This is a genomic window from Thiomicrorhabdus marina (assembly GCF_017571465.1).
GTDB classification, from domain to species: domain Bacteria; phylum Pseudomonadota; class Gammaproteobacteria; order Thiomicrospirales; family Thiomicrospiraceae; genus Thiomicrorhabdus; species Thiomicrorhabdus marina.
The window spans coordinates 34,505-47,694 of record NZ_JAGETV010000013.1 but is presented as its reverse complement, the minus strand read 5'-3'; the positions used below and the strand labels follow the sequence as shown (position 1 = coordinate 47,694).

The 13,190-nt window shown below is 42.6% G+C and carries 12 protein-coding genes; all 12 read right to left on the bottom strand.

All coding sequences use genetic code 11. The annotated features are described in order from the left end of the window. Positions 1 to 234: 234 nt before the first annotated feature. Complete coding sequence (locus J3998_RS08275; protein WP_208149951.1) at positions 235 to 555, bottom strand: helix-turn-helix domain-containing protein; 321 nt, start codon at positions 553 to 555, stop codon at positions 235 to 237. After that, positions 555 to 1,763 (bottom strand): type II toxin-antitoxin system HipA family toxin, encoded by a 1,209-nt coding sequence (locus J3998_RS08270; RefSeq protein WP_208149949.1) that lies wholly within the window; start codon positions 1,761 to 1,763, stop codon positions 555 to 557. Before J3998_RS08270 ends, J3998_RS08275 begins: the two co-directional genes overlap by 1 nt. 197 nt (positions 1,764 to 1,960) lie before the next feature. Continuing rightward, positions 1,961 to 2,257, bottom strand: coding sequence for a helix-turn-helix domain-containing protein (locus J3998_RS08265; protein WP_208149947.1), 297 nt, complete (start codon positions 2,255 to 2,257; stop codon positions 1,961 to 1,963). Further along, the gene (locus tag J3998_RS08260; protein WP_208149946.1) at positions 2,254 to 3,564 is read right to left on the bottom strand and encodes a type II toxin-antitoxin system HipA family toxin; all 1,311 of its coding nucleotides are present in this window, start codon (positions 3,562 to 3,564) and stop codon (positions 2,254 to 2,256) included. The genes J3998_RS08265 and J3998_RS08260 overlap by 4 nt, the downstream gene beginning before the upstream one ends. Before the next feature lie 454 nt (positions 3,565 to 4,018). Next, on the bottom strand, positions 4,019 to 4,546 hold the full coding sequence (locus J3998_RS08255; protein ID WP_208149934.1) for a zinc ribbon domain-containing protein: 528 nt from the start codon (positions 4,544 to 4,546) through the stop codon (positions 4,019 to 4,021). 21 nt (positions 4,547 to 4,567) lie between these two features. Continuing rightward, positions 4,568 to 5,077 carry a hypothetical protein gene (locus tag J3998_RS08250; RefSeq protein ID WP_208149933.1) on the bottom strand — a complete coding sequence of 170 codons (510 nt, stop codon included), beginning with the start codon at positions 5,075 to 5,077 and terminating at the stop codon, positions 4,568 to 4,570. 408 nt (positions 5,078 to 5,485) lie between these two features. After that, a complete protein-coding gene (locus J3998_RS08245) occupies positions 5,486 to 7,453 on the bottom strand; it encodes a TonB-dependent siderophore receptor (protein ID WP_208149931.1) in 1,968 nt (655 codons plus the stop codon). Between the two features lie 28 nt (positions 7,454 to 7,481). Continuing rightward, positions 7,482 to 8,111 (bottom strand): NBR1-Ig-like domain-containing protein, encoded by a 630-nt coding sequence (locus J3998_RS08240; protein WP_208149929.1) that lies wholly within the window; start codon positions 8,109 to 8,111, stop codon positions 7,482 to 7,484. Between the two features lie 165 nt (positions 8,112 to 8,276). Beyond that, complete coding sequence (locus J3998_RS08235; protein ID WP_208149927.1) at positions 8,277 to 9,104, bottom strand: hypothetical protein; 828 nt, start codon at positions 9,102 to 9,104, stop codon at positions 8,277 to 8,279. Between the two features lie 163 nt (positions 9,105 to 9,267). Then, positions 9,268 to 10,056, bottom strand: coding sequence for an EI24 domain-containing protein (locus J3998_RS08230; protein WP_208149925.1), 789 nt, complete (start codon positions 10,054 to 10,056; stop codon positions 9,268 to 9,270). Positions 10,057 to 10,194: 138 nt separating this feature from the next. Then, positions 10,195 to 11,562, bottom strand: a complete 1,368-nt coding sequence (locus J3998_RS08225; protein ID WP_243750662.1) for an NAD-dependent succinate-semialdehyde dehydrogenase — start codon at positions 11,560 to 11,562, stop codon at positions 10,195 to 10,197. A gap of 25 nt (positions 11,563 to 11,587) precedes the next feature. Continuing rightward, entirely contained in the window at positions 11,588 to 12,934 is a 1,347-nt protein-coding gene (locus tag J3998_RS08220) for a dihydroorotase (RefSeq protein ID WP_208149915.1), read from the bottom strand. Positions 12,935 to 13,190: the final 256 nt, after the last annotated feature.

The following is a 13,190-nucleotide window of genomic DNA, read 5'->3' as shown; positions in this document are numbered from 1 at the left end:
GATCGCCACGCTCGACTCGCGATGACAAGCAGGCCAGTCATTGCGGACCCAGTGAAGCAATCCATCGCAACTTATGGTTTGATTGCTACGATTTGCTTGCTATGCATAGTTTATGCAGAATCTGGTTGGACGGCGAGGCCTTATCAAAAATAGCGAATTTAGAGAATGAGCACGATGATTAGGAGTGATAAGCAGAGGCAAGGCTTATAAGCCCTTGCTCCGCAGTTCTTTTTATTAGCTTTTTGATTTTTTAATTCTTTTAGGGAGTTCGCTTTCCGTAATTAAATTTCCGAGTGAATCTCTTTCCGGTGCTCCAATTAAATCCAGATCATTCGAAAGACCTAAAGCATGTAAGGCCATGCCATACAGGCCGAATCCAACAGCGGGATCACCAGATTCAATATTTTTCAGAGTTGTAATACTGATTCGACACCTTTCTGCGAACTCTTTTTGAGACTGCTTGCGTCGTCTTCTGGCCATAGAAATGTTTTTACCAATACTTTTTAGTTTTTTACGAACAACAGGGCTTAAAAATTCAAGTGCTTTGCTTTTCATTATTTAGGCTCCAAGCCGAAATCATCTAAAGAGAAAACGAGCATGTTTTTTGTAACTTCATCATACTCAGAAGTCGAAATTCCGTTTAATTTTGAGTATTTCTCCATCTTTTCAGATATTAGCTTAGCGGTATTCTCGATCCACTGAGTTGCCGCAATTTCATCCAAGTAGAAGAACCCGCAAATACCGATAGCATTTTCGATATTTGCATCGTATGAATCACCGTCACTGGATAATGAATGGAAGTTTTTGTCATAGGCAGGGTTAACATCAAAAACAGGTGAAAGTCGCCACTTTCCATCTGCTAACAAAAAGCCATGGTTTCTTAAATGATCATCAAAGTTACTAGTAAGCATTGAAAAAACCATTCTCTTCCAAAGCTCTTTCGCATCATTAACATCGCCATACTGAGTAATGAAATCGGCAATTTCCAAGTAAGAACCATCGTCGGTTCCATCTGAATACCCTAATGCTGTCATAGCGGACATATAGGGTATTCTGTCCCCATTATTATTACGATCGAACCGGTCAAGAATAAGAGTGGCATGCCGAGAGAGCTCTTTGTTATTAATTATTCTATGTGGAACCGTTGTAATACCTTCACAATCCTCGCAAAGCTTAAGCATGACGCTTTCCCACGCCTCGATATTAATAACATCGTCCTTCTTTGGGAATTTCGCTATTTTTAATTTACCGGCATCCATTATTCCGGCTTTTGGTCTGGCGCCTCCCAATGAAGAACCTGGACCGTAAAGTTCCTGAATATCTGTATCAAACTCTTCTGCCTTACGAGCAAGATTTTGCAGCTCTCTAATATTTTTCAAGGTTGGAATACTTGGATCCTTGGATAGTGGCTCTCCATTTGAATCCCAAATTCTTATCCCGCCAAGTCGCATTGAGTCACTTGTCAAAATGGTTGCCTCAATATTTGAGGGGGCACGGCCAATTTTCTTTTTAAGAAGATTGCGCCCCCATCGGTCAGGAGAAACATCTTCAATGAATCCAAAGTTATTTTTGTCAGCAGGCGGGTATTGACGTCCTCGGGCCTTTGAAAGCAGGGGGTCGATATTGATAAAATCTGGAGACGACAGAAAATCTTCACTGTATTCAAATGAAATCATTTCCTTGCGGCCTGGTATTGAGTATAGAGTTCCTATATCAATGTCTACACCGTTCAGCTGTAAGGTCGTCTTAAATTCATCTTCCATAATATTAGACAGTATATTAGTTTTTATAATATTTAACAGCTAGTATATTAACCTTTTAATTTCGTGTCAATGGATTGAGAATAAAGGTTATATTTTAGCAATCCGAATATTCCGTTTTTCTTTTTATTACACCAATCACATCAAAAGGTCAGCCACTAGGCTGTCGTCCAGAAGTTGCTTTTAAAGGTAAGTGTAATCTAATTCGTAGAAAGCAGTTGTTGCCAGTGATTTTCAAAACGAGGAACAAGGCCAAGTTTTAACCCGAGCGGTTTAAAAGCTTGGTTTAGCACAGCGCTATTGGCTTGGATTTTTCCATTTTCAATATCGGATAGCGTTCGGCGACTAATACCGGCTAGCTGACTGTATTGTTGTTGAGTAAGCCCTAAGATTTCTTTGCGCAAATAACGCAGTAATTCACCTTCGGTTTTCTCTCCGGCCCAAACTTGTTTTAAGCCTTCGATCATGAGTTGTTCTTTGCTGTTTTGATTTTTCATAATAGTTGCCACCGCTGTAGTCGGGCATCAATGGTATTCATTCCCAATACAGGAATTTCCAAAAAATCTTCATCCACCCCGTATTCAACTAATCGCTGTTTCAAGCCTAACAATTGGCTTGCGAGCTGACGCATTTCTTGCCAGAGCCTTTCGGTATCGGTTAATTCATTTAATTGATCGACAATCCCTTGCCAGTCAAATTCACCACCGGCTTCGTACGGCCTTCCCCATTTGATAGTACGGACAATTTGCTCTAAGTCAGCGCGCATTGGCGCAAAGTCATAAATCGGCGATAGTTCGATATGCCCATGTTTTTTTATCAACGCGCTGTTTCGGCCATGGTTATCGGAATTAGCAAATATCACATTCAAAAAATCCCGCTTAACCCACTCTCGAACAAAAGCCTCTGAATCAAATGTTTGTGCATTGCGTAACTTATCACACACACCGTCAATCACGTCAAAATGATTCAAAACGCTTCCGGCCGGTTTTTCTAAAATCGAGAAGACTGATTCCAGCGCAAAATGTTCGACCTTGCCGGATTGATAACACACATCAAACCTTGGTAACCATAACGACATGGCCTCACCTTCAATTTCGAGTCGAGTTTTGCTTATATCAATCGCATTCATCTGTAAACGATGCAGTTCTTGCAGATAAGCATACTCGGCCTGCAAGATTTGACGATCCCGTAAAGCGCCTCTGCCTCGTGGAAACTTGACCAGATAGTGTTGATCTAAGTTGTCTAAATCATCTTGATAGGTATCAATCCAGATTTGCTGATCATCGCTTTGACGTACTAATAATTTTGGCGCTTCGCCGCCGGCGCCGGTCGCACCGCCACTAACCGCACCCATCTCTTGTGCGTATTCAAGAAAATCGATATTCAGCGAAATCACCTCTTGGATTGAAAAACGCTTTTGCTGCAAGCTATCTTCGAATTTTTCCGGAACCGCCTCTTTAATGCGCAAATTGCCGACCGGAGCGATTACCGCTTCCTGCAATAACTGCAAATCTTGTTGCCAGACGGATAACTCAGCGATCCCCAGTTTTTGTAGCCAGTAACGACGGCTGGAACCGGAAGGCAAAATATCATCAATGAATCCAAACCAACCCTGCCTACGATAAGTTTGAAAAATTTCCACCGGATAGTTGACTGAACAAGCGGTTTCTAAGTTTTCAAAAAGATAGGCAACCTTATAGCCGTCCAGATACTCTAATGAGACCTGCCTAGTTTCCAAATCAACCGCTAAGCTCGCTGCATCCTGCCAGACTTGATGATGAAAAATTTGTAGCGTAAATATCATAGCCATTACAAATGAGAAAAATTATGCTCAAATTTACCATAACAAACCAAAAAAGAGCAAAATAATTCTCATTAAAGCAGTTAAACGATAAAAATGCGCAAATTATTGCACATATTTAAAAAATCAAAAGCAAACAGCCTTAGATCGCCGCGCTCCGCTCGCGATAACAAGCAGCCAGTCATTGCGAACGTAGTGAAGCAATCCATCTAAATTCAAATAACAAAGACATTGCCAAATCTCCAGTCTTTGCCAGCAATGCCGCTTTATACCCCCTCAAAAATCTATAAACAAAAAACCCCAAATTTTTAGCTTGGGGTTTAGGGTTGAAAAACGAAACTGAATTAAGGGAGATACATAAAAGTTATTGAACTACAAACTAGCATGTAAGGTTTCACTAAAAATCGCAAAACGGCACTTATAATTATTTACCAGTACAAACATTCCTCTAGGCCTCTCAGGTCTCTTTAAGGGATTTGCGATAAATGTCACGAAGCTCTGCGTTTAAAGAGTCACCAAAAGACTCTGAGTGAATCGTTAAGGGTTTTCCAATCAATTTTAATTGATAGGCTTCCCAAGCCTGCAAAAAATCATCCTCTCCTAATTCGCGCCAAAATCCATGCTCATCCCTATACCCAGGCTTAGTTTCTTTTACAAAATTTGAAAAGGAAGGAAGAACAACTTTTCTCATTGCACTTAATTTATCACGCCCCAAGCTATGGAAAAGCCCAAAATACCAAATCACTGCTCCAACGGCACCCGTAATCACGATTCCCCAACTCTTGTATTCCAAAGCAAAACCTAAAGTAATAAAAAAAATCACCGGTAATCCAAGCAGCGGCAGTGCGCCAATGATCGTTAACGCAGGATTGATAGAGAGAATCTTGTTTTTTAAAAAAGGGTTTGTATCACCACAGTGTGTACATGTCTGTGCTGATACCGACAAAGCTGCTCCACATGTATTACATCTACTTTTTAAACTCATTATTTTTTCCTGTTTCAAAAATTAGTTAATAACATTACATTTAGAAACCCAAATTCCATTTTTTTTATTTGTTAACTCACCTCGGCATTCAAAAAAGTACGTCTTACCTTTTATAAAGTTTGTATTCTTCACCTTTTCCGTTAGTCTCATATCTAAGCTTACTTTTTTATCGGACTGAGATTTTACATAAATAGTTAGTCCCATTACCGGTAACCAACCCTCGACTACACCAGGAAAGCGTATAGGCCTTCTCGCAGCAGAAGCAGCAGGATAAACACCATTTTTATTAGTCCATGCAATCATTGAATCCACGCTTTGAAATTCCAAAAACGGATTCTTCTGTAAACGCAGTTCTGCAACCGCAGCACCAAATTTTTCTGCATCACTTCTATTGTCACCACACCCCATCAACGAAACAGTAAGGAAAATAGCAAGGCCTTTTATCATGATTTCAGAAGAAATCAAACGTAAATTCAAAAACTTATTTAAGTTATCCAATTGGAAAGCCTGTCGAAAATATTTTTGTGTCATTAAACTCCTTCCTTTTTTCATTTCTTTAAAAACGCAGATTCAAGTAATAACTGCAACTCCTAAATTGCGCCGGACTTTGTAAACAGTTGCCATTTTTAATTAGGCCTACTCTCTACAAACTCTCGACAGACATTAATTGAAACGATACGCTCTTTGTCCCGCATCACTGATTAAGCGTAACAAACAAGGTGTCCAAAAAGTTGGACACCGAGCACAAGAACTTAAACTTTTTTAAAGATTTGGGGACAGAAAGAAATTATTAGATCGCCACGCTCCGCTCTCGATGATAAGCAGCCAGTCATTGCGAACGTAGTGAAGCAATCCATTAAAGCCCCGAGAAAGAAACTATTTTAGATCGGCACACTTCGCTCTTGGTTCTGGGTGACATAATTTTTGTAGTAAAAAGTGTTAGAAGTGATGCGTCCAACCTAAGCGAATGGTACGCGGATCGCCAAAACGAACGTAGTCATTTAGGGAGCTGTAGCTAACATAGTTAATGTCGGTGAGATTTTGTACTGTGAAGTTAAAGCGGTTTTGTTTATCGGCTTGGTATTGAATGGCCGCATCGTAACGAGTGTAAGCATCAACATAGAAGCTATTGGCTAAATCACCGGCGCGCTTGCCTTGATAGACGGCACCACCCTGTAACAGCCATTGCGAATTGGCTTGATAGCTTAACCAAAGTGAACCATTGCGTTTTGGAACACTAAAGAAATCATTGCCTTCATTTCCGTTATTGTCTTCGGCAACATAGCCTTTTATCAGCCCGATATTCAGCGTTGACTTGAGTTGCGGCGTGATTTGCCACTGACTTGCCAACTCAATACCTCTGGCTTTATAAGTTCCCGCCAAAACCGAATAGGCAGGATCATTCGGGTCATCCGTCAAGAGGTTGGTTTGCGTAATATCGAAAGCGCTTAATTGCAGGTGCAAATTGGAAGACGGCTGATACAGCCAACCTAATTCATACTGCACACCTTCTTTAGGATCAAAGGATTCGCCATTCCGGTCGGTATCCACATTCGGTAAAAACGAATCGCTGTAACTGGCATAAAGTTTATGGTTTACCGCAAATTCCCAAATCATGCCGGCACTGTAGCTGATATCGGAATTTTGGTTGTCGATGCTTTGATTATCATTAATCGTCTGGCGGGTTTCAAAATTCGACTTACGTAAACCAAACGATAAACTCAACTCGTCTGCCAATTCCATTTGATTAAACAGAAAAACGCCGCGTTCTGCGGTTTTGGTATAAATATCTCTTGGCGCCAGTTGATCTTTGCTCGGCAACTCAACATCAAAATCCGGGTTATAGATATCAAGGGTAAAGGTATAAGCGGCCAAGTCACTATCGAACTTATCGTCTAACCAAACTTTTGATAAACCGAATTGCCAAGTGCCTTGCCAATCGCCTAACTGATAATTGCGCAAATAGGCGATTTTTCCGGATGCTTGCAAATAGTCATCGGTACTGTCTTGATAGTAGCCGAACAGTGGCTGATCATCCCGCCATAAAAAATAGAAACCGACTTTACGCTCTTCGCGATCGCCGACATAAACATAGGTCTGAGCTTCAATCCATGAGTGTTCGTCTATCGCCTGCTCCCAACCTAAAGAGAGGCGCTGATACCATTGATCATTCGAGGTCGCCGGATGCACATAGGACACATCGTAAACCGGCGCTCCGTTAGCATAGACATTATCAAAATCCCATGGGTAAGTTTGATGCGAAATCTCATAAGTTGCCGAGAGTTTTCCGCCCGAATTATATTGCCAATCCAAAACATTCATAAAAGTGAACTGGCGATCACGAACATTTTCTTTCCAAGTATCCGCATCGGTTCCAGCCAGAATCGTGCGATAGCTCAAGCTATCAGCCAAAGCACCTGTTGAATCAATCACCGAACGCTTGTAGTTATCATTTCCAAAGACGACTTTGAAGGTATTTTCCTGTTTGGCCTGCGGTTTTTTGGAGACAAAATTAACGGTTCCACCCGGTGCTCCTGAACCATACAACACACTGGCGTGACCTTTTACGAATTCGACCGAATCAAGGGTTGCCGGATCACGAACAAAACGATTTTGGTTGCCTAAAACGCCATCGAGCATTAAACGACCGCCCAGAGAAAAACCGCGAATAATAAAATCTTCCGAACCGCCTGCGCCAACTCGTGCGGCCTGAATATTTGGCAAATAAATCGCTAATTCTTCTAATTTAGTCGCCTGACGCTGATCAAGTTCTTCGGTACTCAATGTCTGTTTAGTTTGCGCCGTTTCATTAAGATAAACCTCATCTGCACTGTAAACGTCAACCGACGGTAACTCCGAAGCCAAAACATTCAAACTCTGCACTACGCTAAGGGTGATCAAAGACAACCTGATTCCGCTGTTCATATTTCGAATTCTATAAACTGACAACTTTCACTAAACAGTACAGCGGAAACTTGCTGCCTAAAACCAATTGCCCTTGTACATTTTCGGCTTTCCATTCAGAACGCACACTCCCCGGAATCACTGGTGCCGTTAGAGTAACAGTCAACTCGACTTTCTCGCCTGGCAAGGTATATGGGATAGGAATTTTTCTATATTGCGGTTTGAGGCCAACGCACAACCCTCGTATTTCACACGGTTCATCTTGGCAAACTAAATACAGATCTTCCCAAGGCACGCTGCCGGTGTTGATAACCAGCCACGTTTTATCAAAGGTCTGATTAACACTTACCGAAGAATAATCAGGATAGGTGACATCTTCAATAAATCCGGCATTTAAACCTTTTATAAGATTGGATGAAGAGCGGCTGTCACAATCAAGTATATAGCCATTAAAGTAGGGTCTTAATAACTCTAAAGGATGGACACGTAGTGCGGAAGCCAAGTTAACCAAGGTAGAAACCTTAACCTCAGAAATATCACCATTTAATAGGTTGTATAGACTTTGACGAGAGATTTTGGCTTGTTCCGCAAGCGCTTTCTTAGAAAGTCCTGTTTGGACAACCAAATCTTTTAACAAATGAGCAAGATCAAACTTAGACAATATCAACAACCCTTTGAATAATTCAAAATATTATATATCGCTAAGTAATTATTTTTAATACATAACTAAGCCGCACTTAAACAGTGATTACCAACTATTTCAAAGTATTTATAGAGACTTTTCATAAACACCATTTATAACGGTTAATATTCGGACACATTGACTTTAAAACCTAAAACTAAACCCCAAGTTTCCGCCAACTCCATTATTCACTGCATATTCGCCTTGGCGTTGGTTGTTTTGATCGTATAACGTCAGTGTGTTGGAAATATTGGTCTGCAAGCCTAGATGCAACTCAAGATCGCTGTTCCATTGATAGTGCGTACGCCAACTGGCACGCCAATTTTGCGATTGTAAATATCCGGCTGGTTCAACCACACTTTGCTCGGCGAGCTTAACCATCGCTTGATGATAGAAAAAGCCTACTTCGGTGCGTAGTTTTGGGGACAAAAAATAACCGACAATGGATTTGGGAAAACCGAGATGACCGTAATAGCCGTGACGATTTTTAAACGGATAGTTATAGGTGTATTCAATTATTGGGAGGTATAAGGTCTCCACTGGATGGTAATTAACGTAGGCACCAATTTGCCATGATTTCAGCGATTGCCAATATTGACTGTAAATCAGATATGCCTGCAAACTGAGCGCATCATCCATCTGCTCTTCATAAGCCCATTCCGCGGCTAGATGCCCAAGCCACATTCGCTTTTCATCTAAACGATACGGAATATGTCCTTTTAAAGTCAAACGTTGCAAATCGCTCATCGGCACTTGCTTTCCATCACCAAACGGCAATTGCGAAAGCCCATTCCAATCCACGGCAAACTGTTCGTATGCAGCACTGACAATGAAGTTACCAATCTCATATTTGGCGTGTTTCACATCATAGCCGCCGCCCTGTTCAATCTTGGCATTGTGGAAATTATCAATGTCGACATTTAGCTTGACTGCCAATAACTCTTCAACCGATTTATCGGCTTCAGTGGGCAACGTATCACTAGCGAACAGCTTGGGGGACAACACAACGAAGGTAAAAATCAGAAAATAACGCAACATAAGCAGAAAGAGAGATAGGCTTATATTGAGTGTAAGAAATGAAGATGACAACTAAGCGGCAATTGTTTTACAAGCGCAAGACAATTGCCGTAAGAGATTATTGCTGAGTTAACACTTCCGATTTAGCGGCGTTTGCTTGACTCTCGGTTAATTTATCGAAGAAGTAATGCGCTTGGGCAATCACCGCCAAGACAGGAACAATCAATCCCATAACCGGGAATAAACTTAACGAGAAAATACCTGCCTGCGCTGAGGTCGGTGTCCACTTGCTCAAAGCATTATGTTTCTCATAAACGTCTTTCGGCAGAATCACCATACCCACATCCAGTACCACCGAATAGCGGAAGAACATAAAGCCAAGCAGCCAGAACCAGACGATATTAACCACCGGAATAAACAGCATCGGAATAGTCACCAAGAACAGCAATAACATGCCAAGTGCATATTTAAAGACTTTCCAAATCATCTCGGTCATCGAACCATGACCTTGGTACTCCAATCCCGGATAATTCAAATCACGCACCGCTTTGACCAAGGCATCGGTCATAAAACCGGTAATAATCATCGCGAAAATCAATATCAGATAACTACCGAGAAGGAAACCTAAGATACCTGCCACCACGGTCACCGCGATACCGATAATCCACAGCAAAATACCACCGATTAGCGGAATTGAACCAATCGTCTCTTCCGCGCTTTCCATTGATTGTTGCATCTCCAGAACCATTGGATTCTGAGTGATAAAATCACTGAAGATAAAAAAGCCGAAAATGCCATAGCCAAGCAGGGACACTAAAATAATCGCTGCGACAAATGGAATAGCCATTAACATTAAAATTTTCGCTGAGCGTAAATCACCCAGCGTTCTTAACCATAAATCGAGCATATTTTTCGTCAAATTCCTTAAACTTAAAGGTCACTGCGAACAAAGTGAAGCAATCCATTTTGAATCGAAACGATCCAATTCAGAGATCGCCATGCTGCGCTCGCGATGACAAATTATTGCAACCTTAAAACTCGGGAGCTATTTAATCCAGATGGATTTGATATTGGTGAATTCTCGAATCCCTTGCACCGATAACTCGCGGCCATAGCCGGAATTTTTCACTCCGCCAAAAGGCATGCGCGGATCTGAGAAGGTGATGCTATTCACAAAAGTCGCCCCCGATTCCATACCACGCGCCATGGTCTCTGCAGTAGCAATATCAGAAGTCCAAATCGAGCCACCTAAACCAAAGTCGACGCCATTGGCGATACCCAAAGCGTGTGCCGGTTCGGTCGATTTGATGATAATCGCCACCGGTCCGAAAAATTCTTCATTCCATGCCGGCATAGAACTATTTACATCGGCCAGAATAGTCGGCGCATAGTAACAACCTTCGCGATCCAGTTGATAGCCGCCACACACTAGCGTCGCGCCCATTTCCACCGAACGCATTACTTGATCGTGCAGCTCGTCAAGAAGGTCCTGACGCGCCATTGGCGCTAAAGTGGTTCCCGCATCCATCGGATCGCCGGCGACAAAATGCCCTTCAACCGCTTGTTTGAACATTTCAGTGAACTTATCCGCCTGCATCTGATCGACAATAAAACGTTTCGAAGCAATGCAGCTCTGTCCCATATTTATAAAGCGACCCTTAACGGCGTTCTCAACGGCAGTTTTCATACTGGCATCATCCAGCACAATAAATGCATCCGAACCGCCCAACTCCAATACCGTCTTTTTCAATTCCGAACCGGCGATGGCCGCGACCTTACGGCCGGCAGATTCCGAACCGGTCAAAGTCACTGCCTTAACGGCCTTATGACGAATTACCTGCTCGACCTTATCCGAACCGATCATCAAAGTTGAGAAGACAAAATCCGGGAAACCGGCTTTACGGAATACTTCTTCAATCGCCAAGGCGCACTGTGGAACATTGGAAGCATGTTTCAACAGCCCGATATTACCGGCAATCAACGCTGGCGCAGCAAAGCGGAATACCTGCCAAAACGGGAAGTTCCAAGGCATAACGGCCAGCACAACACCTAATGGCAAATAAGCAACATAGCTTTTCGAGGCATCGGTTTCCACCGGCTCGTCGGCTAGAAATTCCGGCCCTTTATCGGCATAGAATTCACAAACCCAAGCGGATTTCTCTACCTCTGCTTTCGCTTCGGCGTACGTTTTCCCCATTTCCAAGGTGATTAGCTCCGCCAACATATCGGCATCGTCACGCAGTACATCGGCAACGCGGCGCATTAAAGCAACACGGTCTTCAATCGGCGTCAGCTTACCCCAGTCACCGAACATATAACCGGCTTGCGTAACCACATAATCTAGGGTTTCGTCATCCCAAGTTTCAAACTCACCAAGCAGTTCGTTGGTGGCTGGATTAATGGATTGCATCATAATATTCTCCTCTAAACTTGCCAATTTATCGGTCGAACAATAGACGTTCACCTGGTGTAAATTCCGCAAATTCACCTTTGTAGTATTTCAGCTCACCAGACACGAAAGTCCCGATAACCGTATTGGTGAATTCATGCCCTTCCCACGGCGACCATCCACACTTATAAAGTACATCTTCTTTTTTATCGACATGCGGTTTATTTAAATCAACCAATACCAAATCCGCCCAGTAACCTTCACGGATATAACCGCGGCCATCAATTTCAAATAGGTCGGCAACGTTATGCGCCATCTTCTCGACCACTTGCTCAAGGGTAAATACGCCTTGCTCAACCAAATCCAACAACACATTTAGTGACTTTTGCACTTGCGGCAAACCGGCAGGTGCAGAGAAATACGGATTGTGCTTTTCTTCTTCCAAGTGCGGTGCATGGTCGGTCGCGACCACATCAATACGACCGTCAATCAATGCTTGGCGAACTGCATCACGGTCTGCTTGGGTTTTAATCGCAGGGTTACATTTAATGTAATGCCCTTTTTCTGCGTAATCTTTATCCGAGAACCAAAGGTGGTGGGTACAAGCTTCGGCAGTGATTTGCTTGCCTTTAACCGGGCCCGGCTCGAACAGTTCAAGTTCATCGGCAGTGGTGATGTGCAGAATATGCAGACGCGCGCCGGTCTCTTTTGCCAATTTGACCGCCATTGACGATGATTTATAACAGGCTTCATGAAAACGGATTTTCGGATGCTCTTCAGCCGGAATATCTTCGCCGAATTTTTCTAGCCATTGCGCTTCACGCTCTTTAATCATCGGCGTGTCTTCACAGTGTGTCGCAATAATGGTCGGGCTGTGAGTGAAAATACCGCGTAATGCTTCTTCTTGGTCAACCAACATATTTCCGGTTGAAGAACCCATAAACACTTTCACGCCACAAACGTTCTTTGGATTGACCTTTTTGATCTCTTCCACATTGTCATTAGTGCCACCAAAGTAGAAAGAGTAGTTAGCCCATGACTTTTCCGCACCAATCGCATATTTTTGTTCCAACAGATCAATCGTGACGGTTGGCGGTTTAACATTTGGCATTTCCATAAACGAGGTGGTTCCACCCGCCACCGCCGCTTTCGATTCAGTACCAATATCTGCTTTGGCAGTCAAACCTGGCTCACGAAAATGCACTTGGTCGTCGATAAACCCGGGTAGCAGATGCAGACCATGCGCATCAATCACTTCCACACCTTCCGGTGCGCTCATCTCAGCATCGATCTTGGCGATACGACCATCCTCAACCAAAACATTGGTTAGAGATTGCGAACCTTCGTTGACCATAGTCGCTTGCGAAATAAAGTAGCTTTTACGATTGACTGACATATTCGTCCTTTTCTTACTAATTGCGATTGCAGATATTCAAAATAAATATCGAAACAGTTTAAACCATTCACTCTGCATTACTAAAAAATTGTGATGATTTGATGCGAGGATTTACAAAGTTTTATCTTTAGGAAGCACAGAATTAATTGCAAGCCGCTTGGAAGAATGATCGAAAACATGATTATAAAGAGTAATTTGATGAATAAAGTAGCAGAGAACCTCCATTTTTCATTAAACTGTGAGATGGTTTTTATAT

What these genes read in the sequence shown, in the direction of transcription:
- J3998_RS08275 (WP_208149951.1), bottom strand. Translation starts at nt 555, where the DNA reads ATGAAAAGCAAAGCACTTGAATTTTTAAGCCCTGTTGTTCGTAAAAAA.
- J3998_RS08270 (WP_208149949.1), bottom strand. Translation starts at nt 1,763, where the DNA reads ATGGAAGATGAATTTAAGACGACCTTACAGCTGAACGGTGTAGACATT.
- J3998_RS08265 (WP_208149947.1), bottom strand. Translation starts at nt 2,257, where the DNA reads ATGAAAAATCAAAACAGCAAAGAACAACTCATGATCGAAGGCTTAAAA.
- J3998_RS08260 (WP_208149946.1), bottom strand. Translation starts at nt 3,564, where the DNA reads ATGATATTTACGCTACAAATTTTTCATCATCAAGTCTGGCAGGATGCA.
- J3998_RS08255 (WP_208149934.1), bottom strand. Translation starts at nt 4,546, where the DNA reads ATGAGTTTAAAAAGTAGATGTAATACATGTGGAGCAGCTTTGTCGGTA.
- J3998_RS08250 (WP_208149933.1), bottom strand. Translation starts at nt 5,077, where the DNA reads ATGACACAAAAATATTTTCGACAGGCTTTCCAATTGGATAACTTAAAT.
- J3998_RS08230 (WP_208149925.1), bottom strand. Translation starts at nt 10,056, where the DNA reads ATGCTCGATTTATGGTTAAGAACGCTGGGTGATTTACGCTCAGCGAAA.
- J3998_RS08225 (WP_243750662.1), bottom strand. Translation starts at nt 11,562, where the DNA reads ATGATGCAATCCATTAATCCAGCCACCAACGAACTGCTTGGTGAGTTT.
- J3998_RS08220 (WP_208149915.1), bottom strand. Translation starts at nt 12,934, where the DNA reads ATGTCAGTCAATCGTAAAAGCTACTTTATTTCGCAAGCGACTATGGTC.